The sequence below is a fragment of the Pseudoalteromonas sp. UBA2102 genome (assembly GCF_002331165.1).
Taxonomy (GTDB): domain Bacteria; phylum Pseudomonadota; class Gammaproteobacteria; order Enterobacterales; family Alteromonadaceae; genus Pseudoalteromonas; species Pseudoalteromonas atlantica.
In genome coordinates this window covers 1-23330 of record NZ_DCYU01000052.1, presented here as the reverse complement: position 1 = coordinate 23330, position 23330 = coordinate 1, and the positions used below count along the sequence as shown (strand labels likewise).

General features: G+C 40.5%; 20 protein-coding genes and 1 pseudogene. 7 read left to right on the top strand and 14 right to left on the bottom strand.

Translation table 11 applies throughout. The features are described 5' to 3' along the window. Positions 1-2 precede the first annotated feature (2 nt). Genes mshL through B2R65_RS06365 form a run of 5 tightly spaced genes read right to left on the bottom strand, consistent with a single transcriptional unit; the run spans position 3 to position 4151 of the window. Positions 3-1661, bottom strand: coding sequence for a pilus (MSHA type) biogenesis protein MshL (gene mshL, locus B2R65_RS06385; protein ID WP_286741704.1), 1659 nt, complete (start codon positions 1659-1661; stop codon positions 3-5). Beyond that, on the bottom strand, positions 1645-1968 hold the full coding sequence (locus tag B2R65_RS06380; RefSeq protein ID WP_064386227.1) for a hypothetical protein: 324 nt from the start codon (positions 1966-1968) through the stop codon (positions 1645-1647). Before B2R65_RS06380 ends, mshL begins: the two co-directional genes overlap by 17 nt. Further along, complete coding sequence (locus B2R65_RS06375; RefSeq protein WP_286741703.1) at positions 1946-2626, bottom strand: agglutinin biogenesis protein MshJ; 681 nt, start codon at positions 2624-2626, stop codon at positions 1946-1948. The genes B2R65_RS06380 and B2R65_RS06375 overlap by 23 nt, the downstream gene beginning before the upstream one ends. After that, positions 2623-3168, bottom strand: a complete 546-nt coding sequence (locus B2R65_RS06370) for a PilN domain-containing protein (protein WP_286741702.1) — start codon at positions 3166-3168, stop codon at positions 2623-2625. Before B2R65_RS06370 ends, B2R65_RS06375 begins: the two co-directional genes overlap by 4 nt. Before the next feature lie 50 nt (positions 3169-3218). Next, positions 3219-4151, bottom strand: a complete 933-nt coding sequence (locus B2R65_RS06365; RefSeq protein WP_054982911.1) for a hypothetical protein — start codon at positions 4149-4151, stop codon at positions 3219-3221. Between the two features lie 77 nt (positions 4152-4228). On the opposite strand from B2R65_RS06365, the gene B2R65_RS06360 reads away from it, so the two are divergent. Beyond that, positions 4229-5137 (top strand): 1-aminocyclopropane-1-carboxylate deaminase/D-cysteine desulfhydrase, encoded by a 909-nt coding sequence (locus B2R65_RS06360; RefSeq protein ID WP_286741701.1) that lies wholly within the window; start codon positions 4229-4231, stop codon positions 5135-5137. A 138-nt stretch (positions 5138-5275) separates the two neighbouring features. Here B2R65_RS06360 and B2R65_RS06355 read toward each other — a convergent pair whose 3' ends face one another. The 6 genes from B2R65_RS06355 to B2R65_RS06330 form a co-directional block, all read right to left on the bottom strand. Continuing rightward, positions 5276-6949: an EAL domain-containing protein gene (locus B2R65_RS06355; RefSeq protein ID WP_154944655.1), complete on the bottom strand. Its 1674-nt coding sequence runs from the start codon at positions 6947-6949 to the stop codon at positions 5276-5278. A gap of 145 nt (positions 6950-7094) precedes the next feature. Further along, positions 7095-7511 (bottom strand): arsenate reductase (glutaredoxin), encoded by a 417-nt coding sequence (gene arsC, locus B2R65_RS06350; protein WP_054982914.1) that lies wholly within the window; start codon positions 7509-7511, stop codon positions 7095-7097. A 9-nt stretch (positions 7512-7520) separates the two neighbouring features. Further along, a complete protein-coding gene (gene arsB, locus B2R65_RS06345) occupies positions 7521-8537 on the bottom strand; it encodes an ACR3 family arsenite efflux transporter (RefSeq protein ID WP_286741700.1) in 1017 nt (338 codons plus the stop codon). Positions 8538-8546: 9 nt separating this feature from the next. Beyond that, the gene (gene arsH, locus B2R65_RS06340) at positions 8547-9269 is read right to left on the bottom strand and encodes an arsenical resistance protein ArsH (protein WP_286741699.1); all 723 of its coding nucleotides are present in this window, start codon (positions 9267-9269) and stop codon (positions 8547-8549) included. 171 nt (positions 9270-9440) lie between these two features. Then, complete coding sequence (locus B2R65_RS06335) at positions 9441-12167, bottom strand: response regulator (RefSeq protein WP_286741698.1); 2727 nt, start codon at positions 12165-12167, stop codon at positions 9441-9443. Between the two features lie 170 nt (positions 12168-12337). After that, entirely contained in the window at positions 12338-13249 is a 912-nt protein-coding gene (locus tag B2R65_RS06330) for a LysR family transcriptional regulator (RefSeq protein ID WP_286741697.1), read from the bottom strand. 138 nt (positions 13250-13387) lie between these two features. Here B2R65_RS06330 and B2R65_RS06325 point away from each other — a divergent pair, with 138 nt between their 5' ends. From B2R65_RS06325 to B2R65_RS06310, 4 genes are all read left to right on the top strand, one after another. Then, positions 13388-14560: an MFS transporter gene (locus tag B2R65_RS06325; RefSeq protein ID WP_286741696.1), complete on the top strand. Its 1173-nt coding sequence runs from the start codon at positions 13388-13390 to the stop codon at positions 14558-14560. Positions 14561-14629: 69 nt separating this feature from the next. Then, positions 14630-15769, top strand: a complete 1140-nt coding sequence (locus B2R65_RS06320; protein WP_286741695.1) for an MFS transporter — start codon at positions 14630-14632, stop codon at positions 15767-15769. Between the two features lie 11 nt (positions 15770-15780). After that, positions 15781-16314, top strand: a complete 534-nt coding sequence (locus tag B2R65_RS06315) for a redoxin domain-containing protein (protein ID WP_286741694.1) — start codon at positions 15781-15783, stop codon at positions 16312-16314. 63 nt (positions 16315-16377) lie between these two features. Next, positions 16378-16788, top strand: coding sequence for a hypothetical protein (locus B2R65_RS06310; protein WP_286741693.1), 411 nt, complete (start codon positions 16378-16380; stop codon positions 16786-16788). A gap of 123 nt (positions 16789-16911) precedes the next feature. Here the strand turns inward: B2R65_RS06310 and ssb are convergent, their stop codons facing one another. Continuing rightward, a complete protein-coding gene (ssb, locus tag B2R65_RS06305) occupies positions 16912-17616 on the bottom strand; it encodes a single-stranded DNA-binding protein (protein ID WP_024032519.1) in 705 nt (234 codons plus the stop codon). A 20-nt stretch (positions 17617-17636) separates the two neighbouring features. Next, the gene (locus B2R65_RS06300; protein WP_024032520.1) at positions 17637-19004 is read right to left on the bottom strand and encodes an MFS transporter; all 1368 of its coding nucleotides are present in this window, start codon (positions 19002-19004) and stop codon (positions 17637-17639) included. 163 nt (positions 19005-19167) lie between these two features. Here B2R65_RS06300 and uvrA point away from each other — a divergent pair, with 163 nt between their 5' ends. Together uvrA and B2R65_RS06290 are read left to right on the top strand one after the other, a co-directional pair. After that, a complete protein-coding gene (gene uvrA, locus B2R65_RS06295) occupies positions 19168-21990 on the top strand; it encodes an excinuclease ABC subunit UvrA (RefSeq protein WP_286741720.1) in 2823 nt (940 codons plus the stop codon). A 35-nt stretch (positions 21991-22025) separates the two neighbouring features. Next, on the top strand, positions 22026-23063 hold the full coding sequence (locus B2R65_RS06290) for a hypothetical protein (protein WP_029773080.1): 1038 nt from the start codon (positions 22026-22028) through the stop codon (positions 23061-23063). 101 nt (positions 23064-23164) lie between these two features. Here B2R65_RS06290 and B2R65_RS06285 read toward each other — a convergent pair. After that, a pseudogene (locus B2R65_RS06285) lies at positions 23165-23330 on the bottom strand (tryptophan--tRNA ligase); the annotation flags it as partial.

Here is a 23330-nt window from a genome sequence, read left to right as displayed (position 1 = left end):
AGTTAGTTCTCATACCATGTATTTAACAGCGCGCGGCTGTGAGCTTGTTGCTTTTTCCACGTGTCGGGCATCACCACCGTTGGCTTGATTAAAATAACGAGCTCTTTTTTCTCTTGGCGCTTACTAATACTTTTAAACAAGTTACCTAATATTGGCACATCGCCCAAAATGGGTGTTTTCGATTCTTCATCTTCCGTGGTGGTTTGCATTAACCCACCAATTACGACTATTTCACCACTTTGAGCGCGGATCACCGTATCAGATTCACGAATATTGCTTTGCGCAAGCGGCAACTCAAAACGCTGATCATCTAAAGTAATCACCTTGAGCTGCTCTTCTGTTTCGGTTACCGATGGGTGAACGTGCAAAATAACTGAGCCATATTTATCGATTTGTGGTGTGACATCTAAGGCAATTCCCGAAAAAAACGGAGTTAAATCTATTTCTGGAGACGTAGTCGTTGAAGTACCCGTTACCGTTGTGCTCGAAACGTTAGTAACAAAGTACTCATCTTGCCCCACTTTAATCACGGCTTTTTGATTGTTTGTTGCAGTTACACGCGGGTTAGAAAGCATTTGCAGGTCGCCCTGCGTTTCAAGCAAACTAATTACGCCACTAAAGTCGCCTTTTTCAATCGTTAACGAGGAGACCCCTCCTAAAGTAGCTGAAATAGAATTACCTATGCTGCCTGCTGTAGTTGCAAACGACACCCCACCTTCTAACCCTCTAGAAATTCGCTCCCAGTTAACCCCTTGTTGGTATTCATCTTTTAAGGTTATTTCGACAATTTTAGCCTCAAGAATAACTTGTCGCTGAAGGTTTTCTTGGCTTTGACGTAAAAAGTCTTTTAACTGGTTTATTTCACTGGGTAATGCATTAACCGTAACCAAGCTTGCCTGTGGGCTGGCAACCACATAACGGCCATCGTTTGAACCAATAAGCGATTTAAGAGCAAGCTCAAGTTCCTTCCAAAAGTCGTTTTGGTTAATTGTTTGGATGCGAGAGCCATTTAGCTCGGTATTTTGATTATCGCTGCCAAACTGATTATTTTGGCTCGAATTATTACTACTGTTTGAGCTTGAATTTGAACTTGAGTTGTTTTGTGAAAGCTGGCTCACTCCACCAGCAACAACACTTACCGTTGATTGCCCATGGCGCTGCATCATTAAATAATTAACCGGTATAGTTTCTGTGCGCATGACCGCTGGTAACACCTGCACAATACGACCTTCTTGGACAATATCTAACGGGTACATGCGTTTAATAACAGCTATAACTTCTTCAAACGTTACGTTTTTTAAATTTAAAGAAATAACTCCGCTCACTTGTGGGTGTACTGCCACGCTGTATGGAGTATCAGCAGTTAATCCATTAAAAAATGAGCTTATTTCTACCTCTTTTGCGGCTACATCAAAACGCTTTACAGCTAACTCATTTATTAAACTTTGCTCGCTATTAAGTGACGAAAGTAAGCTTTGTGTAAGCGCGCTACTCACCTCTACCGGGGCAACACTTTTAGCATTATTGCTTACAGGAGCAAGCTCTTGTGCTATGTGTGGCTGAATCTCTTTTCCGGGCTTAAAACTATGGCACGCCGTTAAAAAAGGCGGTATTAAAATAAGCGCAAGCCATGGCTTTGTTATATTATTTTTTAATTTCATAGTCGTATAATTCTAATTTTATTTGCTTATCATCATTCGCTAACAACACTGAATTGGCGTTTATTGTTAGCACCCGAAATTCACCTATTACATCTCCTGGCTTATACACCTGCTTAGAAATAATCGCTTTGTATTGCTTTTCGGTTTTAATAATTGACTGTAACGACAGCGCTGTATTGCTAACTGCAGCGCCTTTTAGTATTGGTGCATTGCTTGGCTGAGTAGGATCGCGCAGTATTTCAGCTGAACTAACAGAGAAAAAACACACGCAACACACACACAAACTATAAAGCGATAAATTTTTCATTGGCACTCACCGTTGCTATTTGTAATGTTAACTCTGCATTAGGGTATGTTTGCACCTGATAGTTAAACTGCTGTATTAACAACTTTTGTTGGCTAGCTTTAAGGCCTTCTAAATACTGCTGTAAGCTAAAATAACGCCCCTGCAAAGTAACCACCATTTGGTGTTCGAAAAACAAGGTTTGCGTATCGTGCTCACCGAGTTTTTCTACATCAATTGCTTTTGCTGGGTTTACCCTAAAGCCAACCACTTGCACATCGGGGGTATTTACTAATAAATCTTTTAATACAGCAGGTACTTTGTTTGCTGAAATAAAGCCTTGGCTAAACGTGCTTAACTTATTATTTATATCTTCTAGCTCGCGCTGGGTTTGCCCTACCTGATTTCTGAGTACTTTAGTGTAGTCATGCTTTAATGCCTGGGTAAGCATAGAGAGCTGTGCTTCATTTTGATTGAGTTTTTGCCACAATGTATTTTGTTCCACGCGTAAACTATTTACTGCATCTTGCTGTGGAAACACCACAAACCATAAACCTAAATAAACAATAAGAAATAAGCCAACAAACAGCACAGAATACTTTTCCCGCTGCTGTAATGCCGCAAATTGTGCTTGGTATTTAACGAATAATGGCCAGCCTTTATTTTCATTTTGCTCATTCATTGTGCTACCTCACTTGAACTAAGTTCTGTAGCCACATTAAACTCGCTCACGCCATCACTGCTCGACAGCTCCAGCACTGAAAACTCCTTCCCTTTAAAAAAGCTCGATTGCTTGAGATTAGCAAGCCAAATAGGTAAAAATTTGGCTTGCTGAGTACGCCCTTTGAGCATTACTTTTTGGCCTTCAAATTTTATCTGATCAAGCCAAATTTGCGGTTCGTGGTACGCTGCCAAATCGCGCATTACATCGGCATAATCCGTTTTCGTGTGCATGGATGTGTTTTCTAAATAATCAAACACCTGCTGTTTATGCAAAATTTCTTGTTGCAGTACTTTTAGCTCATCTATCAAATGCGATTTATTTTGTTTATCAGCTAATCGCTGCTTTACCGCGTTTAATTGCTGTTGCGTTTGCTTTAGATAAGCTTGGCTTTGTGTAAGTAATTGCTGGCTATTGTGCTCTTCGTATAAATAAAACAACCAAGTTAATGCAACCACTAGCAATGTACCTAGCCACAGCAACAGCATTCCTTTAAAAGGCACGGGGTCCCGCCTAACCCTAATGGCTTTTTGGTAAAAATTAATCCGTGTTTTCATAGCACTGAATCCGGATCGGTTAATTGGTACGCTGCGCCTAATGCGTAATAAAAGCTTGGTTCGAGATCCTGTGCTAAATCTATATTAGGTTTAAAATCAACAACCTTTACTTGCAAAAATTCTGCAAGACCTGCCCTTAACGTCAAAGACGATAAATCATCGCAATGCAGCTGAATGCTTCTAATAGGAGGCTGTTTTAGTTGGCTTTCAAAAAAATCCATTGATCGTTGGATCTCAAGCCCTAAGGCTTCAACTAAACCGTGTGTGCGCTCTTTATCTGAAATGCCTAAAAACCCGTTTAAACGCCTAGCTAATAAAAGCTGACCATCACGAATAATTAAAATACGCGGCTCATGCCCTGCATGTTGCACTATAAGCATGTGCGCGCTTTTATCTTCGCCAAACAAGGTCACTAAAATCATTTCTTCCGAGGTCATTGCTCTGAGCACAGGCTTTATTTTTGAAAAGCTATCAATAAAAGGCAGTAACTGTAGTTTATTAGTAATAAACACATTCATTTTACTGCTTTGCATAGGCTGAATAATGGGGTAATCGATAAAGTCGGCAACAATGTTCTCTGGTGGAATATCAACTAAGTCTTTTGTTGTCCATGGTAGGGATTGAATGATCTCTTCGTCACTCAGCATGGGTTTATCCATTTGCACTATTTGATAAAAATAATGAGGAACCACTAAATTTACAGGGCACACCTCAGCGCAAACTTCATTTGTGCAAGTTGCAATAGCGACTGTATAATCCGTTTGGTCCTCTACATTCACACTGTGTGAGTTATGTACGTACCACTGCCCTTGATTTTTTTTTAAACACACCGCGTTTACTGTATCTGCATAAGTAGCAATACCAATCGCTGTGCTTGAGTCTAAACTGCGATTTAACCAAGATAACAACGAAAACAGCTTTTTTTTCATATAGCTACTATTGTTAATAAGAGATTAATTAAGTGTCGTACAAGATTGTTAGTTTGCAAGTTTAAACGCGAGAAATAATGCTTAACTTATTTAATATTGAAAAAGAAAGTCCAATACAACAAATAGATAGCGACTGTCTAAAAAAGAGAAACATACGGTTAAGTATAAAAAGAGATGACTTACTTCACCCGCTAATAAGTGGTAATAAATGGCGTAAGCTAAAATATAATTTACAGCAAATGCAAGCCCTTAATAAAACACAACTACTCACCTTTGGGGGGGCTTTTTCTAATCATGTTCACGCCTGTGCAGGGGCGGGTAAACTATTTAATATAAAAACCCACGCCATAATTAGAGGGCCACACTTAGATACTCAAAACCCCACCCTGCAATTTGCTAAACAGTGTGCAATGGATTTACATGCGGTTACTCGTATTGAATATAAGCAGCGCCATGACCCTGATTATTTAGCCCAGTTGCAAGCACGCTTTACACAAGCCTATATAATCCCAGAAGGTGGAAGTAATACATACGCCCTGCCTGGGTGTGCTGAGCTTGCTAAAAGCTTACCAAAGCATGATTACTTAGTATGTCCCACAGGAAGTGGAGGAACACTTGCAGGCTTAATTGAAGGTAGCTATGAGGCCACACAGCTGTTAGGAATTGCGGTATTAAAACAAGCCGAGTACTTGAACAAAGAAATTACAGCACTCAGTAAAAAAGCAGCTCAGCAATCCAATTGGCAGCTACTTACTGAGTTTCATGATGGCGGTTATGGCAAATTTAGTAATGACTTATGGCAGTTTTGCCAACGCATGCAGCAGCAACATAACTTACCTCTTGAGCCTATATACAGCGGTAAAATGATGTATGCACTATGGCAACTTATCGAGCAAGATTACTTTGCTGCTGGTAGTCATATAATGGCGATTCATACAGGCGGTTTACAGGGGCTCAATGGGCTAAAATACTGTGGCCTGATCTAGGGCTATTAACCTCTGGGCATTAAAACATGCTTACTTAAGGCCAGTTTAACCACGGTGCAATGTGTAACCTAGTGAGCTCTACAACCGCTGCTAGAGTGGCCCTTTTGGCTGTACTTAGCTTAAAAGGATTAACTGCCCTTAGTAAAACGTGGCATGTGTGTATTCCTGCAAGGGCTCAGAAAAGTAAAAACCTTGTGCGGCAACTACGCCTAGTTTAGCCAACATAAGTAGCTCTTTTTGGGTTTCTACACCCACCGCGTACACAGGTATATTGAGCAATTTGCTTTGCGCCACAATGTTTTTAACTTGTTTTTGCTGTTGTGTTTTTTCATCCACATTATGAACAAGCGGATACCCTAGTTTTATACCGCTAACTAATTTTTGAGAAGCAATTTGGTTAATGTGCTCCACATTCTGTACATTATCAATCACCAGCAAACTTTGTAGGGCTGTAAGTTTTTCAAAGGCACCTGCTAGTTGCGCTTGGTACTTAATAAAGTCTGCTTCGCTAATTTCAAACTGTAACTTTCGCTTTGTCGTAAAATCTTTCATATTGGTGACAAACCAGTTCCAAAACTGCTCGTTAAACCAATTACTTATATGCAAATTAACGCTTACCGTTAGAGCACTGGGCTCAGCTAAAATAAGCTTTTTAACTTGAAGTAGCACCGCTTTATCTAACTCAAATGCTTGGTGATTGTTAAAGTCTTGATTAATAAAGTAACGCGCAGCTAATAAACCGTGCGGTTGCTGCCTAATTCTTATTAGCACTTCATGTTGTACAATATCGCCGCTGGTGATCATAAATAACGGTTGAAAGAATAAGATAAATTTATTCTTTTTAATATTTTCAATAACCTGCTTACTTGAAATTAAGTTCCCTTGCTCGTGCTGTAACGCGAGCCTATGCCAGTGTTGAATTAAGCTTTTTTCTGAAAATACTAAGGCCGATTTAGCGAGTTTAAAAATAACGGGTTGCTCAGCCGCATATCGATAATCGCACAAACCAACCTTTATGTTTTTACGTGTTACTGTGCTTCGATAACGCTTACAAATTTGATAAACGCATTCGTGTAGGCTTTCACTGTATGTATCTAGCTTGGCTACAGGGATATTATTTAAAGTAATAGCAAGGTTGTTAGCATCAAATACATTAACTGATACTGCAGGAAGCTCTTTAAAATATTTTGCTATCAATACCTTAAAGCTTGCTTGGGTATCGGTATTTTCATCAAACACACAATCACATTTCACTATGGCAAATAAGCTATGACGCGCTGCACTAACACCGTACATAGACTTTACTTCGCAGTTTAATGTGGTTATTTGCGTAGAAAGTTTTTTTGCTGCTTTAGTTTTGCTGTAAGGCAATGGCATGTTCGCTGCCGGTTTTTTTACTAATACTTTCCACCATCTAACCCACCAGCTAGTGGCACCTAATATAATGATATTTAATAATAAAAATAAGTAGGCTTGCTCCACCCAGGCAGGCCAGTGGTATAAACTTATGCTGAGCGTTTTATAGCTAAATACATCGTGCTGTATATCAACTAAGTATTTGAAGTGTTCAGCATTTGAGTGTGCAGCCAGCATAAAGCCCTTACTTTGCACCAATGCCTGCACTATTTCTTTATCGGCATTGGCATTAATTTGCAGCTCAAAAATTTGCTGTGTTAACTGCTGACCATTTTTATGAATTTTTTTATGGAGCGTATCATTTAAAAGCACATTAAAAATAATTACCACCAGCGTGAAACTGGTTAAGTAAATTATTTTTTTTTGCTCAGCAATTTTTATTAAGGCTTTATGCATAGTGCTCTCTGTGGCAACGCGACTATTTAAAGTGTTGTTCAAAATAGTCATTAGCACAAGCAGGCAAAGCAACTTTAAATGTTTATAATTTTGCTAAACAAAAAAACCCCGTGTAAACGGGGTTTTGGCAAATAGTTTATTACTTTTAGGGTTGCTCGCCCTGCGCGTTTAATATCATTTCGCCGTCTTCTTTGTATAGCTCGCCTTTAGGCCATTGCGCTAATAGCGTTAAAACTTGCTCACTAGGGCGACATAGCTTAACCCCTTTTTCGGTGCACACTATAGGTCTATTAACCAGTATAGGGTGCTCAAGCATGGCCTCTAAAATAGCTTCGTCTGTTACATTTTCATTTAACAAGCCTAGTTCTTCAGCAGGCGATTTACTCACTCTCAACGCTGTTTTTGGTGTTAAGTTTGCTGCGGCAAATAACGCTAACAATTGAGGTTTTGTCCAGCCCTCTTTAAGGTATTCAATAACCGTGGGGTTATAGCCAGCGGCTTTAATAATCTGCAATACATTGCGCGAAGTACCACAATCAGGGTTATGATGAATAACGACCATGACACTCTCCTAGTTAAACCAATGACGCGTTTTATTAGCAAAATAAACTAAGCTAAGCATAACGGGTACTTCAACAAGAACGCCCACAACGGTGGCAAGCGCAGCACCAGAGTGTAAACCAAATAATGAAATGGCTACGGCAACAGCGAGTTCAAAAAAGTTAGAAGTTGCAATCATGCAAGCTGGAGCTGCAATATTATGAGCTAGGCCCATTTTTTTTGCGGCTATATAGGCTATTGCAAAAATACCGTACGTTTGAATAAGCAGCGGAATAACAATCAATACAATGGCTTCTGGATTATCTATTAATGTTTGAGACTGAAAACCAAATAAAAGTGCCACCGTTGCCAGTAAGCCAATTATAGAATACGGTTTCATTACCTTTAAAAAGTGATTTAACCGTGTGTGATCTTCACCTTTATCTAACTTTTTGCGGGTAATAGCGCCTGCTATTAATGGAATAAGTACATACAAAACCACCGAGAGTAATAACGTGTCCCACGGTACCGTTATGTCTGTTACCCCTAGTAATAAACCTGCGATGGGCGCAAAGGCAAAAATCATAATAATATCGTTGATAGATACCTGCACTAACGTGTAATTAGCATCGCCTTTTGTTAATTGACTCCACACAAACACCATTGCAGTACATGGTGCTACTCCTAATAAAATCATACCGGCTATGTATTCTGTTGCCGTTTGTGGGTCAACAAAGTCTGCAAAAATGCCTTTAAAAAATAACCACCCTAGTAAGGCCATGGTAAAGGGCTTTATGAGCCAGTTGATAACGACTGTCAGTACTAAGCCTTTAGGCTTTTTGCCTACATCTTTAATAGAAGAGAAGTCAATTTGCACCATCATTGGGTAAATCATAAACCAAATGAGTACAGCGATAACAATATTTACATGTGCATATTCTAAGCTTGCAACAACACTAAATACATCGGGTACGGTGTAACCGGCGACAATCCCTACCGCGATTGCCAGCGCAACCCACACCGATAAAAAGCGTTCAAATAACCCCACAGTAACCTCCTAAATGTCTTTTTGATTTACGCGTTTACTGAGCTGCTCTGCTGTTTCTACTCGCTCAGAGTATCTATCAACAAAGTAATCTTTTTGGTCGCGCATTAATAAGGTAAATTTTACGAGCTCTTCCATTACATCCACAATTCGATTGTAAAAAGCGGAAGGCTTCATTCGGCCATTCTCTTCAAATTCTAAAAACGCTTTAGGCACCGATGACTGATTAGGTATTGTTACCATGCGCATCCAGCGCCCTAATACGCGTAACTGATTAACCACATTAAATGACTGCGAACCACCACAAACCTGCAGCACAGCCAGCGTTTTACCTTGTGTAGGCCTTACGCCACCCAGGTTTAATGGAACCCAATCAATCAGGTTTTTAAATACACTCGTCATAGCACCGTGCCGCTCCGGCGAGCACCATACTTGCCCTTCAGACCAGAGCATTAAATCACGTAGCTCTTGCACCTTAGGGTGCGTCTCATCTTCACTATCTGTTATGGGTAAACCTTCAGGGTTAAATATTTTAACCTCAGCACCAAAGTGGGTTAGCAAGCGTGCACTTTCTTCTATAACTAACTTGCTATATGAGCGAGCTCTTAGCGATCCGTATAGCAATAAGATTTTAGGTTTATGAGATGAAAACGTTAGCGTGAAATCCTTAACGGTAGGAGGAGTGCTTTGTGAAAGTTCTAAATTAGGTAGCTCGTGTTCAATTGATTTACTCATAATCCTTAACCTTGTAGTTCTATAGCGAACTAAATATATATGAAAAAACGAATATATGAAATTTCACATATTAAAAGGTGTGAGTCAAACCCTATTTATATAAATTTTGCGTTTGGTTTTTTAACGTTGCAGGCGTTAAAGCCTGCTATTAAAGGTAGGTAATTGATAAGTTTATTTATTTAAGCAGCTAATTATTGTATCGCGTAATGTTTTAGCTTTTATTGGTTTAGCGACATGTGCATTCATACCAATAGATAGGTAGTGAGTAATATCATCTTTCATTACGTTTGCAGTTAACGCAATGATAGGCATAGAGGCAAGCGCAGTATTGCTATCACTGCGTATTACTTTAGTCGCTTCTACACCGTCCATAATGGGCATATGAATATCCATTAAAATAATATCAAACGTTTCTAATTTTACGGTTTGTATGCATTCTAAGCCATTTTCTACTACGTGCACTTGCGCCCCACTGGCGGCTAATATATCGGATACAATTAACCTGTTTATGGCGTTATCTTCCACAACGAGTATTTTTACCCCTTGCAGTGGCTTTTCGGTGGCAGGTTTATGGGTATTACTTGTAGAAGGGCTAACCACTTTGCTTTTCATCGCTTCAAATAACACGCTGGTAAGCACAGGCTTATGCAAAATAGTTTTAATGTTTATTTTTTTAGCTATGTCGTAAATTGCGTCGTTTTTGCTTGCTGTAAGTACAATAATATTGTTGCAAAGCTGTGGGTTTACTTTGTAAATGCGGGTAAAAAACGTTTCACTGCTCATGGTCGGCATTTCACAATCAACAATAATAATTTTATAAGTGTTTATATTTTCTTTAATTATCTCTATTGCATCACTTGCCTGCGTGCAAGGCGTACAACACAGTCCCATTGCACTAAGCTGACTTTTAATTAAGCTTAAATCATCTTCGTTATCATCTATTAGTAATACATCAAATGGTTCAGCAAATGATAACTGTGGGCTGTCTTCTATTAATGCTTGGGTGTTTACTTCAACGTTTATGGTAGCAATAAACTCACTGCCTTCACCTTGCGTACTGCTTACAGAAATATCGCCACCCATTGCTTGGCATAAACGTTTACTAATGGCTAAGCCTAACCCAGTTCCCCCGTATTTTCGGGTTGTAGAGCTGTCGGCCTGAGTAAATGATTCAAACAAGTTAGGTAAGCTTTTTGCATCAATACCAATGCCAGTGTCTTTAACACTAAAGCGTAAAACAGTACTTTTGGTGTCATGGGGGGCTTCTTCTGCGTCTATTTGCACCGAAACAGCTCCATTAGAGGTAAACTTAATCGCGTTAGAGCACAAGTTAATTAATACTTGGTTTATACGCACCACATCGCCAACTAAGTTATGTTTCACGTTATCGCTAATATTAATCTCAAACGCAATACCTTTACTCCGCGCCCTATTTTCAAATGTGGTCGTTATATAATCGACAACCGCGTTTAACGAAAATGCAAAGGCCTCGAGTTTGATATTTCCTGACTCGATTTTTGAAAAATCTAAAATGTCATTAATAACCACAAGCAATTGATCTGACGAGTACTTTATTTTTTCTAAATACTGTTTATCTTCTTCAGGTAAGTTTTTGCCCAATAAAATATTTGTCAGCCCTATAATGCCACTCATTGGGGTTCTGATCTCATGACTCATATTGGCTAAAAATTCAGATTTTGACGAGGTAAGTTGCTCTGCTTCTTCTTTAGCTTGTAATAGCTCTTTAGTGCGTTGCTCTACACGCGATTCAAGTCGTAGCTTTTCTTCGTCAAGCGCGTTTACAAGCTGAATGCGGCGGCGGTTTAACCGTAATACAAACACTAAAAAAGCGCTCAATACAAAAATAGTAATGGCAGCGCTGTAAATTAACACTTTATTTTGTTCAAAGTAACTCGGCTTGTAATAAGCAATAATCGATTTTTCTGGCAGGCTTTGCGGGGCAACATTATATTTTTTTAGCTGTCGCCAATCGTATTTATGAACACTTAAATTTTCATCGCTTATAGTAGGTAACACGTTATTTTCACTGTAAGAAATAATAGCTTCACCCACGCGTTTACCTATTTTCTCACCTGATAAAACATAACCACCTACTACACCTGAGCCCAATAATACTTCCCAGTAGCTAAAAATGGGGGCGTTACTGTGCTGAGCGAGTAAGCTGACGAGCTGATACGGGCTAATCGACTTATTTTCGTAATTTCTAAATATAGGGGTAAATAAAATAATGGCGTCTGAAGGCGCATTTTTTACTTTTGTCATCAGTTCAGCAGCCGGAAGATCAAACCATTGCTCAACTTCTAAATACGAAAAATCTTGGCTGATAAAATTAAACAGCCCTGTATAAAAGTTTCTACCTATTTCATTTTTAGTATCTAAGATGACTATGAGCTTTTTAGGTTTCATTAAATTAACCGCGCTGGCGGTTGCTTGCTTGTAGTCTAACTTAGCCTGCATTGAGGCATTATTAGTGTTTGCCGGTAGCCTAAACTGCTCGCCAGGCTCAATATAAATTTTTGGCGTGCTAGTAAAAAAATCATTCAATTGCGATATTAACGTGGCTGCTGAAGGTGATAGCGTGACAATAATATCTATGTGCTTATTTTTATATTTTTGCTTAAGGTAGTCGCTCATTAATTGCTTTTGAGTGGCCTCATCAAAGCGCCCTACATCAATGTTTTCAACAAAAAGCTCATAGTCAAAAGTCCGTGTTGATAGCTCGCTATTTAAGCCCTCTTCAACACTTTTATGCCAAGGCATATGTTGGTTGGTAGAATTTATAAATAAGACATTGGTAATTTTAGAATCCGGTTGAGCGCTTACCGGCAAACTGGCAAATTGAAAAACAAGAAATAAAAATAAAATAATGGCTTTCATGTTTCTCATAGTTGCTTGAAGTAATTAGTACCACTAGAGTAGATGTTAATTAGTTACATATCAATTAAATGAGATGTAAATTACAAAGGTGTTTTTGCGTTTTTGCGCATTTACGACTCGCTAATTATTGCGGCGCATAAGTTAGCTAAAAGCGCTTTTATAAAGCCAACTCAATTACGCATGCTAAGCTGAATTTCTGCTTGGGCATTAAGTGCCATTTCTACAAACGCTTGCGTGGTAGCGCTGTTGTTAATTTGCTTGTATTGCAGCTGCAAATAAATTTGTGTGTCGACCTTTTCTAACTCTATAAAATGGCAACCCTCGCTATATAATTTACTTACACAATAAGGCGCTATAGCTAACCCTAAACCAGCGGCAACCTCTGTTACTAAGGTTTGCATATGCCTTGGTTGACTAATAATGTTAGGTGAAAAGCCAGCGCGCTTGCAACGAGTAATAATTTCATCAAACAACCCTAAGGCTTCGTCGCGATTAAAAAGAATAAACGGCTCATTTTTAAGAGTTTTCAAATCAATAGTTTGTGCCGATGCAAAGGGATGATTTTTGTTGACCACCGCTACGAGGCGGTCAACGTACATAGTTTCACTTATAAACTCATCGGCTATGGTCCTTGGTAACGGCCGAGAAAACGCAACATCTACCCGTTCGTTTTTAAGGGCCTCTATTTGCTCGGTCGCGGTCATTTCTAGCAAGGTAACGTGAACATTAGGAAACTGCGACTTATACGTTCGGATTAATTTGGCTAAAAATGTTAAACACGCAGAGCTTAAATACGCAATACTCAGCGAGCCTAACTGCCCGCTATCGACCAGTTTAACCTTATTTTTAGCCCGCTCTGTAAGCGCTAAAATTGCAGTGGCATCTTTAACTAACTGCTCTCCCGCTTGCGTGATCGACACCTCCCGAGAGTTACGGGTAAACAAGCTAACACCTAGCTGCTCTTCTAACGAAGAAATATGGCGACTTATAGCGGGTTGAACTGTATGTAGCTCTTGAGCCGCTTCTGAAAAGCTCAAGTGCTTAGCCACTGCAATAAAACTTTTTAATATTTTTATATCCATGTGCGACTCAAATTTGCTCTGTGTGAGAGGTATAGCAACAACTATACGTTATTTGTATAGATTCCATCAAATTTAAACATTTCTAATATCGATAATCTCTCTCTATCATTCGCCTACCTTTTAATGTTGGAGAGCAAAATGTCCCAGGTAACGCAGAGTGCCTCGTTAAGTCGCTTTATTTTATTGTTGATGACAACCGCCATTGCAGCAACCGCTGCAAACCTATATTACAGCCAGCCAATTTTACCCCTGATTGGTAACGAGTTTAATTTAACGGATTCACAACTTGGTAGCATTCCCGCATTTACTCAATTTGGTTACGCTTTTGCCCTATTGTTTATTTCGCCGCTGGGGGATTCTATTGCGCGTCGTCGCTTAATAAGCATTTTATCGGGCTTACTGGTTATTGCATGTAGCTTTGCCGTATTTACACCTAACTTACCGCTGTTATTAATGTCGGTATTTTTAATAGGGGTAAGTGCCAACATTACCCAGCAATTAATCCCTTTTGCGGCATCACTTGTATCTGCTGAAAATAAAGGGACTACATTGGGCACCTTAATGATGGGTCTAACCATTGGTATTTTACTTTCACGCACGTTAAGCGGTTTTGTAGGAGAGCACTTTGGTTGGCGTGGCGTATTTGTTATGTCTGCAATATTAGCTGCGCTATTTGGTGTACTACTTAGGCTCTTTTTACCCCTAAATAAACCACAAACTAGCTTACGTTACTGGCCGCTACTTAAAAGTACAGTGGCGTTATTTAAACAGCACAAACCACTACAAGTGTTTACTTTAACTGGCGCGCTTTGGTTTGCTGCTTTTAATGTACTTTGGGCTACTTTAGCTATTTATGTCAGTGATGCACCTTTTAACTACAGCGCCCAAGAGGCCGGATTATTTGGCATCATCGCATTAGCTGGCGTAATAGGGGCTAAGTCTTCGGGTAAGTGGGTCAATGCGTTGGGCTCTAAAAAATTAGTCATGATAGTACTCACACTTGCCGCAATTGGTTTTGCTATTACAGGCGTTTTTTTAGGAAACCTAATAGCCCTAATTATCGGTATTATTTTAATCGACTTCGCTATTTTTAGCGCACAAGTAGCCAATCAAGTCCGCGTATTTAGCATAGACCCAAGCGCACAAAGCCGTATCAATGGTGTTTACATGCTCGGCTACTACTTAGGTGGCGCATTTGGCTCAATTATTAGTGTGAAAGCCTTTGCTTTGTACCAGTGGCCTGGCGTAGTCGTCCTTAGTGTAGTGTTAATTACCATCAGCGCTGCTTTTAACTCTCTCGCAAAAAAATAACCGCCATTAACTCCTTGCAACTAAGGGGGACTTACGCTTAGTTGCCCTATTTAAAAACAGAGAATACTTATGAATAAACTCAATAACGCAGGAAGCTACACTTTGCTGTGTATAGCCTGCTTAACAATCATGGTGGGTGCATTGGTTGCACCTGGTTTAATCAGTATATCAACAGCCCTAAATGTTGCTGACAGTGCGGTATTTTTAGTGACCTTACCGGCTTTAGGGGCTGTTATATTTGCGCCTATTGCAGGTAAATTAATTGATAAATATGGCGCTTACCGTTCATTAATTATTGGCTTATTTTTATACGGCTTTTTCGGTGCAAGCGTGTATTGGTTACAAGGGCCGCTGTTGGTTTTTGCTAACCGTATTTTACTTGGCGGTGTTACCTCAATTGTTATGGCCGGATGTACCGTTTTAATATCACAGTGGTACTTTGGTAAAGCGCGCCTAGGCATGCTTGCTAAGCAAGGCATGGCAATAGAGCTAGGTGGCGTTATATTTCTATTTATAGGTGGCTTACTTGCTGTGCAGCATTGGGCTTTACCATTATCGTTGTACCTTATTTCTTGGGTATTTTTAGCCATGTTGCTACTTTTTGTGCCGCGTAATCACCCTCAAGCACAAGAGGCACAAGCAACACAAGAGCACGTAATATCAAATAAAGGCTTATCTCTTAAGCATGTGTATTCGCTGGCTGTGCTTGCAATGGTCACGTTTTTTAGCGCAATTGTTTTACTACCCAGCACAATGCATGCGCAAAATTATAATGAAGAACAAGTAGGTTTTTTACTCTCTTTCATCTCGTTAGTGGCTGTTGTTGGGGCACATTTTATGCCTCAGTTAACTAAAAAAATGGGCGAGCAAAAAGTACTTGCGCTGGCATTTATAGGCTATGGGGCATCATTTGCTTTCTTTTTACAAACGGGTACAGCGTTATTGGTAATAGGCGCTGTGTTTAGCGGTATTGGCTTTGGTTTTAGCATCCCACTATTAAACCATATGACCGTAGAGCGTAGCGCAGCCTCTGTTCGCGGTCGTAACCTCTCTTATTTCACAATGGCTGTTTTTTCTGGGCAATTTCTAACATCGTTTGTTGAATATATCCCAGGAGGCACACGCAATATTTTTATTAGCTGTATCAGCTTATGTGCACTCACTGCGCTGTACTTATTTGTTAAAAAAAATCATTCACAATCAGTATAAAAGAGGTTTTTATGTCAGAGTCATTTAAATTAATAGCCGGTAATTCATTTCCAACAGTTACTGCACACTTGCTCGATGGTACAACCGCAGATCTAAGTAAGCCGCACGGTGGCGCCGAGTGGCAAATGCTCGTGGTATACAGAGGTAAGCACTGCCCGCTTTGTATGCGTTACTTAAATTTACTAGAAGCGCAATTACCCGCATTAAAGGCACTTGGCGTGAGCGTTTGTGCCGTTTCTGCAGATAACCGCGCACAGCTAACACAAAGTATGGACACGCTCTCGGTTAGCTTTCCTATAGCTTATGGTTTAACACAGCAGCAAATGAAACAACTTGGGCTGTATATTTCCTCACCTCGCTCTGAGCAAGAAACCGATCACAACTTTGCAGAGCCCGCTATGTTTGTCGTAAATGAGCAAGGGATATTGCAAGCTGTAAATATTTCTAATGCTCCGTATTTACGCCCTGAATTAGACGTGGTTGTAAGAGGCTTAAAGTTTATTAAAGAGCAAAATAACTACCCTATTCGCGGCACTGTTGTGTAACCATTTAAATTGCAGCCTTGGCATTTATTACCTTACGGCTGCTTTATTAAGGCATAAGCTTTCATGAAGAATTTATTTAGTAACCTTTTAAATTTAGCCAGCGCGCTTTTTATGTTTAAGTTTGCCCTGCCAAAATTATTAGCTGCGCAAGTAAGCGTTAAAACCTTTAGCTACTTTGCGCAGATACTGCCCGTTAACGCTAAAATTTATATGTATAGCGTTGGTTTACTGGAGTTGGTAGTGGGTTTAATGATGCTTGCTCTTTTGTTTATTAAAAATGAAAAGCAAAAAGCACTGTTTACCTATGTTGCATATGTTTTATTGGCGGGTACGTTAATTGGGGCGCTGTTACATGAATATTTTGTTCGCCCCGAGCCAATTGCTCAGTTAGTGACTTACTCAGGCTGTTTTTTAGTTATATGTGCCATTCAATTTTTAGCCTATAAAAAGGCGCTAATAGCGCGTTTTGAGTGACTTTAAAGTGTTAAACGGTAGGTGTAGAAACAGCACCTTTTGTACTAAAACGTGTAGTTACAAAAAAGCCGCTTAATAGCGGCTTTTAAGTAAATTTTTCAACATTTGTTTTTTTGTCTTTGGTTAGAACGGAATGTCGTCATCAAAATCTATTGTTGGTTCCATAGGATTTGATGCACCGCCCTGAGGGGCGTTTTGCGGCTTAGGTGCAAAACCACCTTGCTGCTGTGGCGCATTACTTTGCCCAGGAGCAAAGCCACTGTTGTTTGATTGTTGGTATTGGTTATTTTGCTGTGGAGCAGGTGCTGCAGCTGGGCGTTGTGCTGGTGCAGCTTGTTGCTGTGGCGCATAACCACCTTGCTGGCTGTTTTGAGCTTGGTTGTTTTGACCATAGCCACCGCCTTGTTGATTATTTTGGTAACCGCCACCTTGTTGGCCGCCTTGATTACCTTGATAACCACCACCTTGCTGATCGCCACCGCGTGCGCCTAGCATTTGCATTTGACCCGTAAAGCCATCAACAACGATTTCTGTTGTGTATTTTTCTTGGCCTTGTTGGTCGGTCCATTTACGTGTTTGAAGTTTACCTTCAACGTAAATCTGCGAGCCTTTACGGCAGTACTCACCAACAATTTCAGCTAGCTTGCCAAAAAACACTACACGGTGCCATTCAGTTTTATCAACCATTTGGCCAGTGTTTTTGTCTTTATAGCTGTCTGACGTTGCTAAGGTAATATTTGCTACACCATTGCCATTAGGCATGTAACGAACTTCAGGATCTTGTCCTAAATTACCAACCAAAATTACTTTGTTCACACCGCGTGCCATGGAACCATCTCCTATAAACGTTAGATTAAACCAGCTACTTTACGTGCTTGGTCTAGGTCAAATTCTTTATCATTAATCTTTAAATAGCTGCGGCTTTCGTCGCGTACTACTGTTGCTTCTATTACGCCAGGTAAAGCAACTAGCTGAGAAGCAAGTGCTTGGGCTTGCTCTTCAGAACTTAAATTGGTCATTAAACTAATAACTTTACTTTTCGGTGGGACTTGCATTTTCCACGCAATAATAAGCCATATTAACCCAACAAGTGCCGCGGCCGCAAACACAGCTTGCGTACTTGTAGTTTGGGCAACATACCCCCCTAAAATACCACCTAAAAAAGCCCCCAAAAACTGGCTAGACGAATACCCACCCATAGCCGAACCTTTTTGGCTAGCGGGCGCAATACGCGATACAAGCGCAGGCATAGTGGCTTCTAAAAAATTAAATGCTACAAAATAAAGCAACATACAAATGGCAATGCCAACCACGCTATTCACCCAAATAGACATAGCAAACATACTAATAGAAAGCAGTGCTACTGAGCCAATAAACGCCTGTTTTTCTTTTTCTTTTTTAATGGCAATAATCATAATAGGGACCATTAAAATAAACGCTAACAGCAATACCGGAATATATAAATACCAATGGTGGTTTGCCACTAAGCCATCTTTTATTAGTTGGCTGGGCAGTACCACAAAAATAGTGGTTAGCGTTAAATGTAGCAGTAATACGCCTGCATTTAAGCGCGATAATTGCGGATGCTTAATAAGCTTTTTAATATCACTAAAGCTTGCCAAGGTATCGCCTTTGGGCGCTTTATTAACGGCATTGGGAACTAAAAATAAAATAATACCAATACCAAACACGGCAAGGATTGCTGTTAACCAAAATACTCCCGCTACACCCCACGACGCGGCAACAATAGGCCCAAGTAACATAGCAAAAGCAAAGCTCATGCCTATGCTCATACCAATCACTGCCATTACTTTAGGGCGTTGTTCGTCGCGGCTTAGGTCGCTGGCAAAAGCAAGCAACGCACTGGCTATAGCGCCCATACCTTGCAATGCACGGCCCACTGTAACCATTTGAATAGATTCAGCAAGGGCTGCAATAACAGAGCCCAACGCAAACACAACTAAGCCACCAACAATGACTTTTTTACGGCCTATTTTATCTGACAAACGCCCCATAGGAATTTGCAGTACCGCTTGCGTTAAGCCATACGCGCCAATAGCAAATCCTATCCACATAGGCGAAAAACCATCAAGCGATTGGCCATAAATAGCCAATACAGGCATCAGCATAAACAAGCCGAGCATTCTAAATGCAAACACACTCGCCAGCGATACAGCGGCGCGCTTTTCTCGTGAATTAAGTGAAGATGCGGTCATTATCTGCGTATTCTTACGATATGAAAAATTTAGGCTGGGATTCTACCACAAGCTTGGCAATAATTAATCGCCTATAAGTAAGGATTTTTTCGTTGATCATTGATTAATAATGTTTCGTATTATGCGATACTGGACAAATAATTTTGGTAATAAACGAGATAGCATGGAAAACATTGAAGTCCGAGGCGCCCGTACGCACAATTTAAAAGACATCAGCCTAACCATCCCACGTGATAAATTAATTGTTATCACAGGCCTATCTGGTTCGGGAAAGTCATCACTGGCATTTGATACTTTATATGCAGAAGGACAGCGTCGTTATGTTGAGTCACTTTCTGCCTACGCAAGGCAATTTTTATCGTTAATGGAAAAGCCTGACGTTGATCATATTGAAGGCCTCTCTCCCGCCATTTCTATTGAGCAAAAATCTACATCGCACAATCCTCGCTCAACAGTGGGTACCATTACCGAAATATACGATTACTTGCGTTTAATGTTTGCCCGCGTGGGCGAACCACGCTGCCCAACCCACGACTTACCGCTTGCAGCTCAAACAATTAGCCAAATGGTTGATACCGTTTTAGCACAGCCAGAGGGCACTAAGCTGATGCTTTTAGCGCCAGTGGTTAAAGATCGTAAAGGTGAGCACGTTAAATTACTTGAGCAACTTGCAAGCCAAGGCTACATTCGCGCTCGTATAGACGGCGAAGTATGCGACTTATCAGATCCACCAACGCTTGAGCTTCATAAAAAACACACTATTGAAGTGGTGGTTGACCGCTTTAAAGTAAAAGATGGCCAACAGCAGCGTTTAGCAGAGTCGTTCGAAACCGCACTAGAGATGTCTGGCGGTGTGGCAAATGTAGCCTACATGGACGACAGTACGATAGAAGAAATGCTGTTCTCGGCAAATTTTGCCTGCCCTACCTGTGGCTATGCAATGACCGAATTAGAGCCGCGTTTATTTTCGTTTAATAACCCTGCCGGCGCGTGTCAAAGCTGTGATGGTTTAGGCGTACGCCAATATTTTGATCCTAACCGCGTAGTACATAACCCTGAGCTAAGCTTGGCCGGTGGTGCTATAAAAGGGTGGGATAAACGCAGCTTTTATTATTTTCAAATGCTACAGGCGGTCGCCGAGCACTATAACTTTGATTTAGATGTGCCATTTGAAAAGCTGGCTAAAGAATCGCAAAAAATTATTTTAGAAGGCTCAGGGCAAACAAAAATAGCCTTTAACTACCGTAACGACAGAGGCGATTTAATAACACGCAACCACGAGTTTGAAGGCGTGTTAAACAACATGAACCGTCGCTATCGCGAAACTGAGTCTAACTCGGTGCGTGAAGAGCTCGCTAAATATCAAACTAGCCAAGCGTGTCCTAGTTGTCATGGCTCGCGTTTACGCCAAGAAGCACGTCACGTATTTATAGGTCAAACAAACCTACCTGCTATTACGACTATGAGTATTGGCGAAGCGATGGACTTTTTTGAAGGGCTATCACTAACAGGCCAAAAAGCCCAAATAGCTGAAAAAATCCTGAAAGAAATTCGCGACCGCTTATCGTTTTTAATTAATGTAGGGCTTAATTACTTATCGCTTGAGCGCAGTGCCGATACCCTCTCAGGTGGTGAAGCCCAGCGTATTCGTTTAGCCAGCCAAATAGGTGCAGGCCTTGTAGGCGTAATGTACGTACTGGATGAACCATCAATTGGTTTACACCAGCGCGATAACGACCGTTTATTACAAACATTGGTGCATTTACGCGACTTAGGTAACACCGTGATTGTAGTTGAGCATGATGAAGATGCGATTCGCGCAGCCGATCACATTATTGATATTGGCCCAGGCGCGGGAGTGCACGGCGGACACATTATTGCACAAGGTACACGTGACGATATTTTAGCCACTAAAGACTCAGTAACTGGCCAGTTTTTATCAGGCGTGCGCAAAATAGAAGTGCCACAAGAGCGTAACCCAACCAGCGAAAAATGGCTTGAGCTATTTGGCGCAACAGGGAATAACCTAAAAAATGTAGATTTAAAAATTCCATTTGGCTTATTAACCTGCATTACAGGGGTATCGGGCTCAGGTAAATCAACGCTCATTAACGATACACTCTTTAAGCTTGCGCATACTGAGCTTAACGGCGCGACCACAGCAGAAGCCGCGCCTTACAAGTCAATTAGTGGCCTTGATCATTTTGACAAAGTTATTGATATTGACCAAAGCCCAATTGGTCGTACACCGCGCTCAAACCCTGCAACCTACACAGGTATTTTTACCGGTATTCGTGAGTTATTTGCAGGGACACAAGAAGCCCGCTCTCGCGGCTATAAAGTAGGTCGCTTTAGCTTTAACGTGAAAGGCGGGCGCTGTGAAGCCTGCCAAGGGGATGGCGTAATTAAAGTAGAAATGCACTTTTTACCTGATGTATATGTACCGTGTGATGTATGTAAGGGCGCGCGCTATAACCGCGAAACCTTAGAAGTACAATACAAAGGTAAAAACATTCACCAAGTGCTCGAAATGACCGTTGAAGACGCGCACGACTATTTTGATAAAATACCTGCAATAGCCCGCAAGCTTAAAACGCTTATGGATGTTGGTTTATCGTATATTCGTTTGGGGCAAGCCGCTACCACACTCTCTGGTGGTGAAGCACAACGTGTAAAACTGGCTCGTGAGCTTTCTAAACGCGATACAGGTAAAACACTGTATATACTTGATGAGCCAACAACCGGCCTTCACTTTGCCGATATTGAACAACTACTTGTGGTATTACATCGCCTGCGCGATCATGGTAATACCATTGTGGTAATTGAGCATAACTTAGATGTGGTTAAAACCGCAGACTGGGTGGTTGATTTAGGCCCTGAAGGGGGCGCTGGGGGCGGTGAAATACTCATTGCAGGCACGCCTGAAGAAGTAGCCGAATGTGAACGCTCGCATACTGGGCATTACCTAAAGCCCCTATTAAACTAACTGGGGTTTATTACCTCATACGATAAGGAAAGTCGGTGTTAAGGCGTTATAAAATTATAAAATGGCGAGCCAGTAGGCTATTTAAACAGCTGCAAAAAAAATTGCAGCCTCTTAAAGCTGATATTGATAAGCATATTAAACCCATATGGTTTAGCCTTAGCACCGCGCAAAAGCTTTACTTAGCAGCGCTTATATCTGTGATTTTCTTTAAATCCTGGTCACTTTGTGCGCTTTTAACAATGACTGCCTTGGTAATTGAATTTTGGCCAAAGTTTAATAAACTATGGCACTCTTTAGCAGGCAAAGCTTTAATTTTGGTTTTTTATGCAACCATTGCTAATTTTGTTTTGGCAAATGCAAGCAGTATTGTTAACGATGTAACTCACGTATCAGCTGCAAACATGAGCTACACACACAATTTTGCAACTTTGATATATTTACCCATTTGGGCATTAGGAATTACACTCTGTACATTACTAATATTTCAATTTATTTTACCCTTTTATATCATAATGCTGTTACTTATAAAGCCATTTGGATCGCAAAGCATTAAATATATAAGTCAAAGCTACTCTCCCTTACTTACCGCATCTATTAGATTAATATTAGCCTTCATAACTTTAAGTACCCTCTATCCTTTATTGGACGATAGGGATGAAGCAACATTTCTATCAGATATAGAAAACGGTTTCTATTTTGGAAGAGAGCTGGCTAGTGACTCTCCTGAAGTGAAGGGGCATGCTATGGTCAACCTAAATGAAAGGCTGGCTAAACAGGAAACAAAAACTCAACCCAGCTCGCAAAAAGCAGAAGAAATAAATGAATTCGCCGAATCTGCAAGTTCATTTGTTGCTACTGAAGGTTATTTTGGGCGTAGTAAACACCTTATAGCGATGTTTGCATTTAATTACGAAGCGGATGAATACTCAAGGTGTAAAAAAGCCAAAAATAGCAAAGTGGTAGAGTTGAACGATTACGAAATAGTAGAGATTACGCCAAATGAAACTATGCCTTATGGCTATTCTTTTATTGTAAAAGCCTGCGAATCGCCTGCGTTTAAGTCCACTAGCTAATAAATTATAGCTTTTTTAAGTGATGAATGAAGTATTAGAAGTTATAAAAAAATGCCGCTAAATTTAGCGGCATTTTTATTTGCTTATACTAATAAAGCAATTTATGTACGAGGAATAAACCCTAGTGCATCGTAAACCGATTTAAGTGTTTTTTCTGCACGTACACTGGCCTTTTCTGCGCCTGATTTCATGATGCTATCAAGTAGGTTTTGATCTTCTCTGATCTCTTTAAAACGTGCTTGGATTGGCTCAATCATGCTAACAACT